This is a genomic window from Flavobacteriales bacterium (assembly GCA_030584065.1).
Taxonomy (GTDB): domain Bacteria; phylum Bacteroidota; class Bacteroidia; order Flavobacteriales_F; family PHOS-HE28; genus PHOS-HE28.
The window spans coordinates 1,602,758-1,618,317 of the sequence record CP129489.1; the positions used below are offsets into that span (position 1 = coordinate 1,602,758).

Below are 15,560 nucleotides of genomic sequence, written 5' to 3' on the forward strand. Positions count from 1 at the left end.
TCGATCACGCCCCCGCACCCAGCAGGGCCATCAAGGCCGCCACCAGCGCCAACTGGATGGCGAAGACGATGAGCCCGAAGCCGAGCCCTTTGCGGCCGGACCGGAACAGTTCGGCAAAGCTCACCTTGAGGCCGATGGCGGCCAGCGCGATGGTCAAGGCCAGCTTGCCTCCCAGTTCCATCGCATCGAGCAGGGGTGCAGAAAGCTGCACCACGGAGGTGAGGACCGTGATCGCGAGGAAGCCCCAGAGGTACCATGGCAGCCTGAGATGCTCGCGCCAGCTGCGGGCCTCATCGCGGTTCACCAGGTAGTTGAAGAGGACGAGCGCCGGCGACAGCAGCGCCACCCGCGCCAGCTTGATGGTGGTGGCGGCCTCTCCTGTCGCCGTGTCGATGGCATACCCCGCCCCTACCACGTTGCCCACGGAATGCAGGGTGCCCCCGATGAGCAGTCCCATCCGCGTGGGCCCGAGCCCCAGTTCGGCCAAGGCGAAGGGAAGGGCGATCATGCCCACGCTGCCGAAGAGGTTGACCACGGCCATGGCGATGCCCACGTCCTCCTTGTTGCGCGCCACGCGCGGAGCCAGCGCGGCGATCGCCGATGACCCGCAGATGGCCGTGCCGAATCCGACGAGCCAGCCCGTCGCGCCCGGGCACCGCACCCTTCGCGCCAGGAAGTACGTGATGAGCACCATGGCCGCCACCACGATGGCGATGACGGTGAACGAGGCCGCGCCCAGGTCAGCGATGCGCGCATAGTCGATGCCGAAGGCCAGGAAGATCACCGAGGCCTCGAGCAGCCTCCCGCTGGTGAGCCCGATGCCGGGCGAAAGGGCAGCCGGCAGCCTGACCAGGTTGCCGACCAGCATGCCCAGCAGCAGCGCCAACAGGATGCCATTGAGCGCGGAAGGCGTGAAGGCCGAGAGGAAATGGCCGATCGATCCAATGGCCGCGGCCAGCATAAAACCCGGCAGGTGGGAGCGCATGGATGCCATTCGCGATGCGGCCTCAGCGGCGCTCGGCAAAGCTACCCGCACCCTGGTGAGGCGGTGTGGGCCTTTGGTCACCGAGCCGCAGCCGCCTGCGACCTATCGGCGCCCGCCCTCAGCCATCCAGCGCAGGCCATCCAACAGGGCCTGGTGCATGATCGCGGCATGATCGAAGGCCGAGAGCCGTGCGAAGCCGACCCTCGTGCGCGGCGATCGGCGCACCAGATCGGCAAGCCGCTTCGCACCCTTCACCATCACCGGATGCTCCCTGCCCACCGCCACGAACACCCGTGCAGGCGCCAGCGATCGGTCGGCGGTGAACCGGGCATCGCGCCGAAGCACGGTGCCATCGTCCCACCACAGGCTCGGGCTCACGATGAGGTAGTCGGTGAACAGGTCAGGCCGCTCCATCAGCACCTCCGTGGCGAAGAGCCCGCCCAGCGACTGCCCGATGAGCATGCGCCGCGGCTCCGTGCGGAACCGGGCATCCACCGATGGGATGGCCTCTTCGGCTAGGAAACGGAGGAAAGCCGCCGATCCTCCCGCCGTGGGAAAGTCCGCCTTGTCCTTGGCGATGGAGGTCGGATGCGTGAAGTCCCGCTTGCGATCGATGCTGACCACGCCCACCACGATGCTCTGCGGCATCCATGCGACCCACGGGAACGCGGCGAACTGCACCGCTCCGGAGGTGTGCAGGATGTCCTCGTCCAAGCCGCCATCGAGAACGAAGATGACCGGGTAACGCGCAGCGCCATCCGGCGAATAGCCGTGGGGCAAGACGACATTCAGGACGCGCTGCTCGCCCAACACAGCAGATTGAAGCTCGAGCACTTCGCCCACAACCAGCGGCTTGCTGCTGACCTGGGCCCGCAGCCCCGGGGAGAGTCCGACGATCATGGCGGCAATCGCGCCCCATAGCGGACGGTGTGCGTTCATCGCCGGCAATGTAGCGCGGCCGGCAGCTGGCGTTGGAAGCCGGCCCAGCGGACGGCTCAGTTGCCGCCGCCGTTATCATCGCCCGGCGGGTCGTCTCCGCCATGGCCGCCGTGGTCATCGGCAGCGGTCGCCGGCGAGGGCGCGGCGGAATCATCCTTCGTGCAGGAAGGCAGCACAGCGGTCAACGCGAGCAGGGCCAGCATGTAGAGCACGAGGGAGAGCAGCGCGTTCCGCTGCCAGCGGTGCGTGGAGGAGGCTTGGTGGTACATGGCTTCGGTGTCTGATGGCGCCAAGCTCCCTCTGCCCGGTGCCGGGGCCAACCCATATGCGATGGAACCGGACGAAGGGCCGATGAACCGGGCAGCGTCGCATTCCTTCCTTTGCGCCATGGACGAGATCACCTTCGAGCTGCGGGACGAGCACATCGAACTGAACCAGCTGCTGAAGCTCGCCGGCGTGTGCGAGAGCGGCGGTCAGGGCAAGCAGCTGGTGGCCGAGGGCCGCGTGAAGGTGGATGGCCAGGTGGAACTGCGCAAGACCAACAAGATCCGCGCGGGGCAGGTGGTGGAGTGCGGGCGGGTGAGGATCACGGTGGTGGCTCAAGGGGCCGGTTGATCCCCGACTGCGACGAGAAGGCCCTTGCGGTACCGTGCATCGAACAGCAGGACGACCAGCGCAAGCGTCGCCAACGCGATGAAGCCCGCCACGCCCACCGGCGAGCCCCAGAGCGGATGTCCGCCCCATGCAAAGAGCACCACGCCGCCAGCGCTGCCATTGATGATGCCGTGGAGCAGCGCAGAGGACCAGATGCTACCGCTCCGGGTGCGCGTCCAATCGAAGAGGATCGCCGCCAACGCGCAGAAGGCCACCATCATCGCCACGCCGATCCAGGGAAAGCCGGGATAGTTGTGGCCCATGAGGATGAGCGGTGCATGCCACAGGCCCCATGCGGCACCCGTGAAGGCGATGCGCCGCATGCCGCTCCAATGGGCGGTGGCTCGCCACAGGTAACCCCGCCATCCGAGCTCCTCGCCCAGCATGAAGAGCAGGTTGACGCTGCAGGCGGAAAGCAGGGCAGCGAACTGGATAATCGCCAGCACCAGCCATGGCGGCCAGCCTGCCAGCACGCTCTCCTCCTCCCCGGCCTGCACCCCCGCTTGGTGCGCCAATTCGCTCAGCGATGCGGCCATGCGCTCCGCCGTAAAGCTCACATGGCCGAAGCGGACCATGCCCAGCCCGTCCCCCAGCAGATGCTGCACCAGCAGGTACAGGGGCATGATGATCATGCCGGCCACTGCCGTGAACGCCACGATGCGCCAGTCCGTGACCTTGAATCCGAGGCCGAGCCAGTTCCAGCTGCGATGCTCACGCAGGCGTGCCTGCACCACCGCCCCTGCAGCGGGCCCCAGCATGCAGGCACCCGCCAGCACCAGATAAGGGAGGCCTGAATCCGCCCTGATGCCCAGCAGCGCACCCAGGCCCGCCAGGATCCATGTGAAGCCGAAGGCTGCTGCAAGGAAGCCCGCAACGCCACGAGTCGAATCGCGCATGCCGCAAGATTAGCCCCCCCCGGCCTTAGTGCGAAGCGCGCGTCACGCGCACCTGGTCGATGCGGAGCACCTCATTGCCCGGCAATGGGTTCACCAATCGGAGCGCACCGGCCCGTTTGCCTCCGGCTGTCACCTGGTCCATGCGCAGTGAGGCATGGCAGCGGTCGGCGTTGATCCGTGGCCAGGCCACCCGCGTGGCGATATGGAAGGTCTCATCCCACCAGCCCACCTGGCTCAGATTCAACTGCCCGCTCACGTAGGCGATCACAGGCGCCTCGAAGCGCCCGTTCCAGTAAACATGGCTGAGGTCCACGATCGCGCGGGGCGGCATGTTCACGTGTATGCTGGCCTTGCGGACGGCATGCTCCACATGGAAATTGGCGAGCGTGAACTGCTTCACCACGGTATTCTTCGCCGGCACATCATCCTCGCCCCCGATGGCCGCGCTCAGGAACAGGTCATGATCGCAGGGATGACCCTCGCTGATGCAGTCGGTCATACGGACGCCGTTGCAGTGGAGCACCGTGAAGGCCTGCGTGGTGGTGGGTGCGGCATAGACCCGGCAGCGTTCGAGCACCGTGTGGTTGCTCTGGCTGTTGCTCCATGTTGCCCCCGGCCAATCGCCTTGGCGCACCACGATGCCCCGGCGGACAGGGCTGGTCACGAGCACGCCGCTCACCTTGGCCAGCAGGCAGAAACGCAGGTCGATGGCCGCCTCCGATTGACCCGTGCAGCGCACGTTCTCCACGGCGCTGCCCAGCGTGGCCTGGAGGTCGATGGCCTTGCGCCCGCCTTCGATGGCGGCGAAATCCCGGATCGCATAGCGGCTCCCCGTTCGGGCCTCCGCGTCCTTCTGGTCGCGGATCCGGCGCGTGAAGCCGAGGCTGGCGGGCCCCAGCACCAGCCGCGCCCCCGCACCGTCCACCACGAGGAACTGCGCATCGGGCAGCACGATGTCCGCTTCGCATCGGTACACCGCGGCCGCTGAGAAGACCACGCGCGTGGCGTCCTTCGGCAGCTTGGCGAAGAAACCGGCCACATCGGAAGGCGGCACCACGTAATCCTTGGCGCTTATCTTTCCCACGAGGAGGGCCGCCAGCGACAGCAGTGCGAGGCGAAGGTCCATGAGCGCTAAGTTCGACCGCTCCGCAGCGACGGCCAAATGAGCCATGCACAGGACGCTCCTTTGCATACACGGCTTCCCGCATGATGGGAGCTTCTGGCGGGGCCAGGAAGAGGCACTTGCAGGAGCCGCTACGGTGATGGCGCCCGATCTCCGCGGCTTCGGGCATGACCGGGCCCCGCTGCCGACGGCCATGAGCATGGAGGCCTATGCGACCGACCTGCACGACCTGCTCGATGCGGCGGGCAGGGAGCGGGTGGTGCTCTGCGGATTGAGCATGGGCGGCTATGTAGCCCTGAGCTTCATCGACCAGTGGCCCGAACGGGTGGAGGGCCTCATCCTGTGCAATACCCGCGCAACGGCCGACGGACCCGAGGGCCGCACCGCGCGCGAGCAAACCGCCCGCGATGCGGAGGACAAGGGAGCCGCGGTGATCGCGCGGGCCATGGCGCCGAAGCTGCTCTCGGAACGCACGCGGATGCTCCATCCGGAAATCTGCTCCCGGATGGAGCGGATGATGGCCGAACAGCGCCCGGAGGCCATCGCCGCCGCAGCGCGCGGAATGGCTGAGCGACCTGACCGGAGCGAGCTGCTGCCGCGCATCGAGGTGCCCACGTTGATCATCACCGGGAGCGACGATGCGCTGATGCCGCTGGAAACGAGCGAAGCCCTGCACCGTGCCATCCCCGGGAGCCGCATGATGGTCATCCAAGGCGCTGGCCACCTGAGCCCGGTGGAGGCCCCTGCACTGTTCAACGAGGCCGTGGAGCTATTCCTCGACGAACTGGAGGACCTCCATCGGCCGATGCGGTGAGCCCGGCGGACGCCAGACGAGTTTCATCGCATTCCGTCGAACAGTGCGTTCCGCAGGGTAGTTTCACCCGCACAACGCACCCTCCCATGCGCCTCCTTCTACGCTCGATCCTCCTGGCCCCGGCCACCCTTGCGGCCGCCCTCTGCACAGCCCAATGCCCGGCTGGGCAGCTCGAAGTGACCATCGAGGTGGTCACCGACGACTGGGGCAATGAGACCTATTGGCAGCTGGTCCCCTACGGCAACACCTGCGGGCAATCGCCGCTCTTCATCGGCGGAAACACGGCAGCGCTCACCTGCACGAGCGGTGGGACCCAGACCTCCCCTTCAGGCGGATATGCCAGCAACACGACCATCAACGCCGGGCCCTGGTGCCTGGACGAGGGCTCGCAATGGTCCATCGTGGCCATCGACAGCTACGGCGATGCACAAGCCACCTACCGTGTCTTCGCCGATGGCGCCTCCATCGGCGAGTTCAATGAGGACGGCGGGTTCCACATCTTCTCCTTCACCGTCATGGCTCCGGAGGCCCATGACCTGGGCGTCATCGCCCTGACCACGCCCCTCTACAACACCGAGGGCCTGCCGACGGCCATCACGGGCACGCTGCGGAACTTCGGCTCCGAGACCATCACCGCCTTCACGCTCAATGCAGCCCTCGACGGGGCGCTCGTGCTGAGCCAAGGGTTCACCGGAGTCAGCATCCCTTCGGGCAACATATACGAATTCACCACGTCGGACCTGTGGACGCCCGATGCGCCAGGCTCCGCAACGCTCACCGTATGGGCAACGGACCTCAATGGCCAGCCCGATGCAGTGCCCAGCAACGATATCGCCTCAGCGGGCCTCGTCGTGAACGAACCGACGCCCGACCTTGTCAACGATTACCTGGCCGCAGTGCCCACCATCGCCATCGTGGCCGATGATGACGAGGACCTGCTCACCCCACGCGACCTGGCCTTCCACCCCGACCGGAGCCGTGACGAACTCTGGGTGATCAACAAGGATGTGGCGAATACGGGCGGCAGTACGGTGCGCTTCTTCAGCCCGGGCCAGCCCCAGCAGACGCACCTCTGGCAGCGCGACCCCAACGCCTGGCACTTCATGAGCCTACCCACCGCCATCGCCTTCGGTGACAACGGCAACTTCGCCACCTGCCCGGGCATCTTCGATGCCAACCAGAACGGCGGCGACCCCTTCACCGGGCCGTCGCTCTGGAGCGGCGATCCCGCCATCTACGCGCAGCCCGGGGAAGGTCCGTTGGGCAGCCATCTGGACATGCTCCACGTGAACCCGCGCAGCCAGGGAATCGCGCATGAACGCTGGAACCGCTACTGGGTGGTGGACGGGCACTACGGCGATGTGGTGATGAACGACTTCCGCGAGGACCATGGCCCCGGGAACACCTGGCACGGCGATGCGGTCATCCGCCGCTATACCGGAATCAACATCCAGCGCGACCCCAACGACCACATCGTCAGCCACTGCGAGTTCGACAAGCGCACGGGTTGGCTGTACGTGGTGGACCACGGCAATCAGCGCGTGGTGCGGCTCGATACGCGCAGCGGCAGCGTGAGCGGCCCCGGTGCGCATGGCCCGTGGGAGAGCTATGTGGAATACAGCCAGATGAGCGGCCACACCTGGGAGACCGTGGCCTCCTCCGGGCTGCAGCAGCCGGCAGGCATCGCCCTCAGTGGTAACCACCTGCTCGTCAGCGACCACGCGAACGGCGATATCGTGGTGTACGACCTGACGGCTGGCGGATTCCCTGAGGTGGGGCGCATCGCCACCGGGTTGCCCGGCATCATGGGGATCGAGGTGGGACCTGATGGCCGCATCTGGTTCGTGAATGCCTCCACCCATGCCTTGGGGCGCCTCGATCCGGCCGTGAGCACCGGTGTGCACGAACCGGTCACGGCTTCGGCCTTCAGTGCCTATCCGAACCCGGCGAGCGACCGCCTCTTCATCGCCGCAGCGCCGGGAACGCCGGCCGATGCGATAGTGACCCTGCTGGACGCCTCGGGACGCAAGGTGATGGAGGGAACCTATGCGGCGATGCGCAATGGCATCGATGTGAGCAGCCTCGGGGCCGGTGCGTACGCCCTGGCCATCGGTGAGACGGCCATCAGGCTGTGCATCCAGCACTGATCCGGGCGATCGAGGCCTCGCGAGCATGCCTACATTCGTTGCATGAGAAAGCACTTCATCGCCGCCTGCCTTGCCGTTGCAGCCGTCGGCATGCAGGCCCAAGAGCCGGCCACTGCCCCGGCCGCGCCGCAGGCATCCGCCCAACGCCCCGCCCCGGTCGTCATCACCCCGGAGTCCCTCACCAAGGAACTTGGGCTCACACCGGAGCAGCATGAGCAACTGGAGCGGGTGTTCAGCGAGCATGCCGCCGGCGCCAAGGCCATCAACCGGGAGAATCTCGAGCCCGCCGTGAAGCGCGAGCGCACCGTGGCCTTGCGCGAGAAGAAGGAGAAAGGCATCCTCGCCATCCTCACGGAGGAGCAGCGCACCCGCTACAACGCGTTGAAGCAAGGCATGCACGATGCCCGCAAGGAACAGCGGAAAGCCGTGCAGAAGCCGCACCAGGAGTAGCAACCCAGGGCGCGGCGTGAAGCCCGTTCACACGCAATCGGCCCTGCGCATGGCGCAGGGCCGGTTGCATGCGGACTTGGCTACTCTCTTCCCGCCCGCTTGTGAGGATTTCCATGTCCCGATTCAGGGGCTCGGCCGCACCTTGGTCTGCATGCGTGTCCGCACCTTGCTGTAGCCGATTCGGCCGGGCTCCCAGGCTGATGATCGCATCGCGGCGCACTCGACCCTGCGGTTGAGCCCCGTGCAGCCTCCCTTCACCACCTGCGCATCGGTGATGGTGCCGTCGCGTTCAACGGTATAGCGGAGCACCAATGCACTCTGTGCGGCGCACTGGCGGACCGTGGTATCCGCCGGGCAGCCTTCCATCCGCAGTAAGGCCTCCGTCCATCGCTCCAGCCCTTCCGTGCAGCGCGGTTCGATATCCAGTTCGCGGAGGGAGTAGAGCGCCAGCGTGTCCGGTACCGTACCTATGCGATGCGTGCTCCGGCCTACCGGAATCCGCACCCCGATGCCGAACTGCGCGCTGGCTTCCACCGCCATCAGCACAAGCAGGAGGAAGGTGAATCGCATGACCAAAGTTAGGCCTGCGGAAGAGGCCCCGGCTACATTTGGCCGCAACCCCGCCTGCATGCGCACATGAGCGCGCGCATCCGGGCACCAGCGCGCATGAGCAACGTCTATTACCCCGACTACCTCCAGCTCGACAAGATCCTGGAGGCTCAGCATCCCGAGAGCGCCAAGCATGGAGAGCCGGCGCACGACGAGATGCTCTTCATCATCATCCACCAGAGCTACGAGCTGTGGTTCAAGCAGGTGCTGCATGAGGTGGGCAGCGTGATGGCGCTCTTCGCGGATGGGCATATCGACGACAACGCCGGCGAGCTCAGCATCGCGGTGCACCGCCTGAGCCGGGTGCATACCATCCTGCAGGTGCTGGTGCAGAAGATCGACATCCTGGAGACGTTGACGCCGCTGGACTTCCTGGACTTCCGCGACATGCTGCGCCCTGCGAGCGGGTTCCAGAGCATGCAGTTCAAGATCCTGGAGGCGAAGCTGGGCCTTCGCATGGAGCAGCGCTTCGGCAAGCAGTACTACACCAGCCAGCTGAAGCCCGAGCACAAGGCGGAGATCGAGGCGCTCGAGGGACAGCCCACCTTCCTCGACCTGATCAACGGCTGGCTGGGGCGCATGCCTTATTTCGACGCGCGCTACTGGCCGCAGGGCGAAGCGCCGCTCTGGGACCGGTTGAAGGGCATCTACGCCGCATCATTGGTGCAGGGCGAAGAGGGCAATCTGGCCCTGTGGGAGAAGCTCTTCGAGACCGGCGAGGGCCGCCGCCTCACCCCGGCCGCCGCACGCAGCGCCGTCTTCATCATGCTCTACCGCGACGAGCCCATCCTGCAGATGCCCTTCCGCCTGCTGGAATGCCTGCTCGATATCGACGAGGCGCTGGCCACCTGGCGCTACCGCCACATGAGCATGGTGCACCGGACCATCGGCCTGCGCGTGGGCACGGGCGGAAGCACGGGCAAGCAATACCTGGCCGGTGCGCTCCACAGCCACCATATCTTCCAGGAGCTCGCGGACCTCAGCAGCTTCCTCTTCCAGCGCCAGCGGCTCCCGCCCCTGCCCCAGCAGCTGCGCAGCGCATTGCGCTTCCAGCCTTGAACTGCGGCGCGCAGAACGACTTGCGCGAGGCGCCCATCGCCCTCCCCCGCGGAGCTTGACACGGCGGGAGCGGTGCAGGCTTATTCCCCTGCGACGAAAGCCTGCGGCGATGCCCTTGAGCGCTCATCATGCGGTTGCGCCAGGCACCGGTATACAAATCCTCCGCGCGACGGTCCTATCCTGCCTCATTGCCGGTGAGCCATGGTGCCTGGCCCCCCACGTGGCTGTCACTCCTGCCCCACGCGGGCAAGCACCCCTAGTACGATGTCCAGCGCCTTCACGAACTGCTGCTCCGCGGTGATGTCGCTGTTGTCGATCTCCACCGCATCCGGCGCCTTCACGAGTGGGTCGGCGGCGCGGGTGGTATCATCCTCATCGCGCCGGGCGATGTTCTCCAGCACGCTGGCGTAGTCCACCTCGACACCTTTCTGCTTCAGCTCGTGATAACGGCGCTGGGCGCGCACCTCGGGCCGAGCGGTCATGTAGAGCTTCACCTCCGCATCAGGGAACACCACGGTGCCGATATCGCGCCCATCCATCACCACGCCCTTGTCACGCCCGAACGCCTGCTGCAGCCGCACGAGCTTGGCCCGCACCTCGGGCACCGGGCTCACCAGGGTCACGTGCCGGCTCACCTCCATGCCACGGATCTCGCGCTCCACGTTGCGGCCGTTGAGGTAGGTCGCGCTGCGATCGGCCAACGGGTCGTGCTGAAAGCGGATGTCGATGCCATCGAGCGCATCGAGGAGGCCTTCGCGGTCGAGCCGGCCATCGCGCACCAGGCCGTGCTCGATCACGTAGAGCGCCACGGCCCTGTACATGGCGCCGCTATCGATGTAGGTATAGCCGAGGTGGGCCGCCAGCTGCTTGGCCAGGGTGCTCTTTCCGCAAGAGGAGAAGCCGTCGATGGCGATCGTGATGCGATTCATCCGGGCCCCAATGATAGCGCAGGGCGCCGTGATGCAGGCGGGATCAGACGCCCTCCTTGCGGAAATCGGAGAAGCGCACCGCCAGCGTGATGGTGTTGCTGATGCCGGCCAGGTGCAGCTGCGAGAAGCCGTAGCTCAGGTGCACCTTGCTCACCCGCAGGCCGAGCCCGAAGCTCAGGCCCACGGCCCCTGGCCGGTTGTCAACCTGCATTTCGTAGCGGGTCCTGAAGTTGTAGGCTACACGGAGCATGAAATTCCTGCTCAGCAGGATCTCGGCGCTGGGGACGGCATGCAGCAGCGCCTTTCGCGCATTGGAGATCTTCTTCTCCACCACTTCGCCTGTAGTGGGGTCGATCTGCGCGCTGGCGGTCGGATCCTCGTAGGTGAGGTCCCAGCGCTGCAGCTCCTCCAGCATCAGGCCGAGCCGGAACGGCGCGTGCTTGAACTTGTAGGTGACCCCCAGCTGCACCTGGAAGGGCAGGTCCTCGTATTCGTCGGAATAGCGATTGGTCTGCCGCCCGATGTTGCGCAGCATGGCCGCCACGGTAAGCCCGATGGAGCGCTTGGTGAAGACCCCGCCCACGTCGAGCGCCACGCCTGAGGCGGTATACGCTTCGAGGTTGCTGGTGATGAACTTGGCATTGGCGCCGATGCTGAAGAGGCTGTCGATGGCGCGGCCGGCCCCGACCTGCAGTACGTACTCGCCGGCACGGAACTCGCCCAGCTCATGCCCCACCTCATCGGTACGCGTGAAGCTCCCGTAATCCACGTACTGCACCGTGCCCGAGAAGGTGGTCCGGATGCTGTCGAAGTGATGGCCGTAACTCGCGTATCCGATGTTGATGCCGTCGATGTAAGGCAGGTAGCTCAGGGCCGCCTGCTTCCCCATCTCGGAGTTGAGCAGTGCGGGGTTGAATATGCCCAGGTTGAGGTCGTTGTCCTGCACCGCGATGTAGTTGCCGCCGAGGGCGGAGACCCGTGCTGAGGAAGGGACATCCAGCACGCGGAATACCTGCTGGCCGCCCAATTGGGCCGCCGAGGTGAGGTGCAGCAGGAAGAGGCAGGGGAGTATGGCTCGTCGCATCCGGGTGGGGAACGAAGGTAGCGCGCGGGTATTGTCCGCCGGCCCCGGTCCCAACGCCTTCGCGGGCGCCTTGTTCAACACCGGCCTGTTGGAATAAGCGCCTGAGCCCCTGCCCTTCGCCGCGGGCACCCCGGATACTTTTGATCGCGAGCCTGCGCAGGACCCTTTCCGCTTGCGCACCTGACCCAGACCGCACCATGGTGAACCAACTCGTCCTGTTGATCAACGTGGTCGGCATCCTGCTCGTGGATGCCTTCCTCGCCGCCAACCTCAGCATCACCCAGAATGTGCCGGCCGCCTTGGCACCAGGCAGCGAGGTGAAGGTGACGGTCACGGTGGAGAAGGGCGACCTCACGGGCTTCGCCAAGCTGCAGATCGACCTGCCCGATGGCCTTACGGCCACCGCCATCGAGACCAAGGGCGCCTCCTTCACCTTCTCCGACGGCAAGGCCAAGTTCATCTGGATGTCGCTGCCCGCCTCGCCCACCTTCAAGGTCACTTACACCCTCTCCGCCGCCGCGAATGCCTCCGGTATAAAGACCATCAACGGCCGCCTTTCCTACATCGAGGACAATGAGCGCAAGGTGTTCGAATTGCCCGCCAGCACGGTGGACCTCGGCGCTCCGGGCGCGGTGGCCGCCATCACCCAGCCGATAACGGCGGAAGACCCGACGGCCAATGACGTGGTGAGCGCAGCTGGCGCCGCCCCCGTGGGCACCATCCCCGTGATGGTGATCGACGATGCCAGCGGCGTGGCCCCGATCCAGGGCGCCGGTGGCGTGACCGGCCAACGGACCATCACACCCGTCACCGAGAAGGAGATGCTGGTGGAAGTGGTGGTCAGCAAGGGGAGCATCCGCGGATTCGGCAAGCTGCAGGAGGTCATCCCGCAGGGATTCACGGCCATGGAGAAGAACAGCGCCGAGGCCATCTTCACCACACAGGACCGCATCGTGAAGTTCGTTTGGCTCAATCTGCCCGCGAGCAGCGAAGTGAAGATCGTCTACAAGCTGCGCGCGAACGAGCGTCCTGATGGGGAGTACACCATCGATGGGGAGTTCGGCTACCTGCTCAACGACGAGACCCAGAAGGCCGTGCTCGGCAGCAGCAAGTTCATCGTGGGCGCCCGGGCGTTCGAGGCGCTCGCCCAGGACACCAGCTCCATGGGACAGCAGGAGGTGGAGGACCCCGAATTGGCCTTGCGCCTGAAGGAGGAGGCTGAGCGCAAGGCCCGCGCCGAGGCAGAGGCCCGTGCCGCTGAGGCCGTGAAGCCCGTGGTGAAGGAGAAGCCCGAGACCGCAACGGCCGCTCAGCAGCCCAAGGCCGCCGGACGCATCCCGGCACCTGAGAAAGGCGTTACCTACAAGGTGCAGATCACCGCAGCGCACCGCGAGGTGGGGAAGGCCTACTTCAAGGCGCGCCACAACTACGGCGGCGACTTCCAGATCGAGCGGCATCAGGGCTGGATCAAGTATGTAACCGGCAGCTATGCCGAGTACAAGGATGCCCGCGATCAGCGCGTGGGCTACGTGCAGGCCGGCCACAACTTCCCCGGCCCGTTCGTAACGGCCTACAACAATGGCGAGCGCATCACCGTGCAGGAGGCCCTCCTGATCACCAAGCAGCAGTGGGTGCAATGATCCGGACCTGATGCGCAGCCACCGCTCGGTCCTGTCGTCATCCTTGTGCCGCGTCGCCGGCATCGCAGCCCTCTTCGCCCTTCCCTATCTCGCCTGCGGGCAATCCGACAGCCTCTCCGCCCCTCCAGTCCAGCAGCCGCCTGCGTCCGCCGCGCTCAAGCCCGGACGATTCCTGCCCACCATCGGCCTTGGCGCGGGCATGTTCGCCTTCTACGGCGATGTGGGAAACGACCACGCGGGCCGCTCGCCGCTGGTCACGCGGCCGGGATACGAGATCCGCGCATCCGCTCCGATCACCGATTGGCTCGAGGCCGACCTCTATGCACTGCATGGCCGCTTGGGCGTCAATGAGCGCGACTTCCGGCGCAACCTCAACTTCGAATCGCGGATCACCATCGGCGGCTTCCAGTTCCGGTACAACTTCCTGCAGCTCCTGAACCGCGACCGCGTAGTGGAGCCCTACCTCAACGCAGGCTTCGAGAGCGTGGAGTTCCTCACGAAGACGGACCTCTTCGACGCGCAGGGACGCCGTTATCATTATTGGGATGACGGCACCATCCGCGACATCGCGGAGGATGCTCCGGATGCGGCGAACGCCGTGGAGATTCAGCGCGACTACCGCTACGAGACCGATGTGCGCGAATTGAATGCCGACGGCTTCGGGAAGTACCTGGAGCGCACTTGGGCCGTGCCCGTGGGGATCGGCGCCCGCATGGACATCGGATCCGGGCTCGACCTCCGCATCGGCACCACCCTTCACCTCACCTTCAGCGACCTGGTGGACGGCGTCACGGACAAGAGCGTGGGCGACCGGCAGGGCAAGGCCGGGAACGACCGCTTCCTCTTCAGCTCCGTGAGCCTGGGGTATGCCATTCCCATGGAGCGCAAGCCGAAGCCGCTGCGCTTCACCACACCGCTCAGCAATGAGCAGCTCGATGTGATCGTGCTCAACGACGATGAGGACGGCGATGGCGTGAAGGACTTCCACGACCGCTGCCCGGGCACGCCTGCCGGGGTGAAGGTGGACGCCTTCGGCTGCGCCTTGGACGGCGACGGGGACGGGGTGCCCGACGACCGGGACGACGAGCTCAACTCCGCACCGGGGGCGCTGGTGGATGGTCGCGGCGTCACCCTCAGCGAGGAGGCGCTGCTGAAGGCATGGCTCAATTGGAAGGACAGCGCGAACGTGAACATCGTCACCTCCCGGGTGGAGAGCTTCGGCCCAAAGCGCGAGAAGCCACCGGTCAAGCGGGTCTACGTGGTGAAGGTGGGCACCCACACCGAGGGCATCAGCGAGGAGATGATCCAGCGCATCCTGAGCATCCCGGATGTGCGCACCATCGAGAAAGGCGACACCACCTACTACGTCGTGGGCAGCTACGATGCCATCCCGGAAGCGCTTCGCCGGGAGCTCGAGCTGAAGGGCATGGGCATCGAGAGCGTGGTAATGGCCGAGGAGGGCGGAAGGCTCATCGATGTGAGCAAGGAGACCGCTGCGGAGCGCGCCAAGATGGCGGGCATGGGTGCGGGCGATGACAGCCGCGATGTCATCATACGCGTGCAGCTGGGCGCCTTCCGCAACAAGCTCTCGAAGAACATCTTCGGAGGGATCAAAGACCTCGTGGTCATCAATGGCGACGATGGCCTCACGCGTTACTACACCGGGTCATTCAAGGAGGTGAACCCTGCCGCTGCGCACCGCGTGCAGATGCTCACCCAAGGGTTCGAGGGCGCCTTCCTGGTGGCCTTCCGCGAGGGAAAGCGCATCACCATGAAGGAAGCCGGCGCCCAGGTGCTGCGGCCCGAGGACCTCAGCACGCGGGTGACCCCCGGCAGCGTGGCGCGCGATAAAGTGCGCTACCGGGTGCAGGTGGCCACCTTCGCCGGGAACGTCCCCATGGAGACCATGGACAAGCTGCTCGGCCTCGGCGACCTGGAACCGGTGACCAGTGACCAGACCACGCGCTACTTCTATGGCAGCTTCGTGGAGCGCGGAGAAGCCGACGAGGCCATGCAGGCCATCCGGGCGAAGGGCTTCATTGATGCCTTCGTGGTGGGATCGGTCAACGGCGTGATCACGCCGGCCGAGGATGCGGACAGCCTGATCGGGAAGTAAGGCCGGGCAGAAGGCGGCCGCAGCCCTGCACAGTGTCCATCGATTTCCCGCAATGGCCGCAATAGCGCAAGCGGTGCCGCCGTTGCACCGGTCGTAGCGCGTACGCCATGGGACC

General features: G+C 66.0%; 15 protein-coding genes. 7 read left to right on the top strand and 8 right to left on the bottom strand.

Going from position 1 to position 15,560, the window contains the following annotated elements:
* Positions 1–4: 4 nt before the first annotated feature.
* The 3 genes from QY325_07105 to QY325_07115 form a co-directional block, all read right to left on the bottom strand.
* Complete coding sequence (locus QY325_07105; GenBank protein ID WKZ67689.1) at positions 5–985, bottom strand: putative sulfate exporter family transporter; 981 nt, start codon at positions 983–985, stop codon at positions 5–7.
* 102 nt (positions 986–1,087) lie between these two features.
* Entirely contained in the window at positions 1,088–1,924 is an 837-nt protein-coding gene (locus tag QY325_07110; protein WKZ67690.1) for an alpha/beta hydrolase-fold protein, read from the bottom strand.
* A 56-nt stretch (positions 1,925–1,980) separates the two neighbouring features.
* A complete protein-coding gene (locus tag QY325_07115) occupies positions 1,981–2,193 on the bottom strand; it encodes a hypothetical protein (GenBank protein ID WKZ67691.1) in 213 nt (70 codons plus the stop codon).
* A 118-nt stretch (positions 2,194–2,311) separates the two neighbouring features.
* Here QY325_07115 and QY325_07120 point away from each other — a divergent pair, with 118 nt between their 5' ends.
* Complete coding sequence (locus QY325_07120) at positions 2,312–2,539, top strand: RNA-binding S4 domain-containing protein (GenBank protein ID WKZ67692.1); 228 nt, start codon at positions 2,312–2,314, stop codon at positions 2,537–2,539.
* On the opposite strand, the gene QY325_07125 is transcribed toward QY325_07120, so the two are convergent.
* Both QY325_07125 and QY325_07130 read right to left on the bottom strand, forming a co-directional pair.
* Positions 2,524–3,474 (bottom strand): CPBP family intramembrane metalloprotease, encoded by a 951-nt coding sequence (locus QY325_07125; GenBank protein WKZ67693.1) that lies wholly within the window; start codon positions 3,472–3,474, stop codon positions 2,524–2,526. The two genes, QY325_07120 and QY325_07125, sit on opposite strands and share 16 nt — an antisense overlap.
* 25 nt (positions 3,475–3,499) lie before the next feature.
* Entirely contained in the window at positions 3,500–4,600 is a 1,101-nt protein-coding gene (locus QY325_07130; GenBank protein WKZ67694.1) for a hypothetical protein, read from the bottom strand.
* Between the two features lie 43 nt (positions 4,601–4,643).
* On the opposite strand from QY325_07130, the gene QY325_07135 reads away from it, so the two are divergent.
* The 3 genes from QY325_07135 to QY325_07145 all read left to right on the top strand — a co-directional run bounded on the left by QY325_07135 (position 4,644) and on the right by QY325_07145 (position 8,008).
* Positions 4,644–5,411, top strand: a complete 768-nt coding sequence (locus QY325_07135) for an alpha/beta fold hydrolase (GenBank protein ID WKZ67695.1) — start codon at positions 4,644–4,646, stop codon at positions 5,409–5,411.
* Positions 5,412–5,497: 86 nt separating this feature from the next.
* Complete coding sequence (locus QY325_07140; protein ID WKZ67696.1) at positions 5,498–7,558, top strand: T9SS type A sorting domain-containing protein; 2,061 nt, start codon at positions 5,498–5,500, stop codon at positions 7,556–7,558.
* Positions 7,559–7,600: 42 nt separating this feature from the next.
* Positions 7,601–8,008, top strand: a complete 408-nt coding sequence (locus QY325_07145; GenBank protein WKZ67697.1) for a hypothetical protein — start codon at positions 7,601–7,603, stop codon at positions 8,006–8,008.
* Positions 8,009–8,131: 123 nt separating this feature from the next.
* Here the strand turns inward: QY325_07145 and QY325_07150 are convergent, their stop codons facing one another.
* Positions 8,132–8,578, bottom strand: coding sequence for a hypothetical protein (locus tag QY325_07150; GenBank protein ID WKZ67698.1), 447 nt, complete (start codon positions 8,576–8,578; stop codon positions 8,132–8,134).
* Positions 8,579–8,644: 66 nt separating this feature from the next.
* Between QY325_07150 and QY325_07155 the strand changes: the two genes are divergently transcribed.
* Positions 8,645–9,676 carry a tryptophan 2,3-dioxygenase family protein gene (locus QY325_07155; GenBank protein WKZ67699.1) on the top strand — a complete coding sequence of 344 codons (1,032 nt, stop codon included), beginning with the start codon at positions 8,645–8,647 and terminating at the stop codon, positions 9,674–9,676.
* Between the two features lie 227 nt (positions 9,677–9,903).
* Here QY325_07155 and cmk read toward each other — a convergent pair whose 3' ends face one another.
* Together cmk and porQ are read right to left on the bottom strand one after the other, a co-directional pair.
* On the bottom strand, positions 9,904–10,605 hold the full coding sequence (gene cmk, locus QY325_07160) for a (d)CMP kinase (GenBank protein ID WKZ67700.1): 702 nt from the start codon (positions 10,603–10,605) through the stop codon (positions 9,904–9,906).
* A 43-nt stretch (positions 10,606–10,648) separates the two neighbouring features.
* Positions 10,649–11,689 carry a type IX secretion system protein PorQ gene (gene porQ, locus QY325_07165; GenBank protein WKZ67701.1) on the bottom strand — a complete coding sequence of 347 codons (1,041 nt, stop codon included), beginning with the start codon at positions 11,687–11,689 and terminating at the stop codon, positions 10,649–10,651.
* A gap of 197 nt (positions 11,690–11,886) precedes the next feature.
* On the opposite strand from porQ, the gene QY325_07170 reads away from it, so the two are divergent.
* Positions 11,887–13,329 carry a hypothetical protein gene (locus QY325_07170; protein WKZ67702.1) on the top strand — a complete coding sequence of 481 codons (1,443 nt, stop codon included), beginning with the start codon at positions 11,887–11,889 and terminating at the stop codon, positions 13,327–13,329.
* A 10-nt stretch (positions 13,330–13,339) separates the two neighbouring features.
* Positions 13,340–15,445, top strand: a complete 2,106-nt coding sequence (locus QY325_07175) for an SPOR domain-containing protein (GenBank protein WKZ67703.1) — start codon at positions 13,340–13,342, stop codon at positions 15,443–15,445.
* The last annotated feature ends 115 nt before the right edge of the window (positions 15,446–15,560 follow it).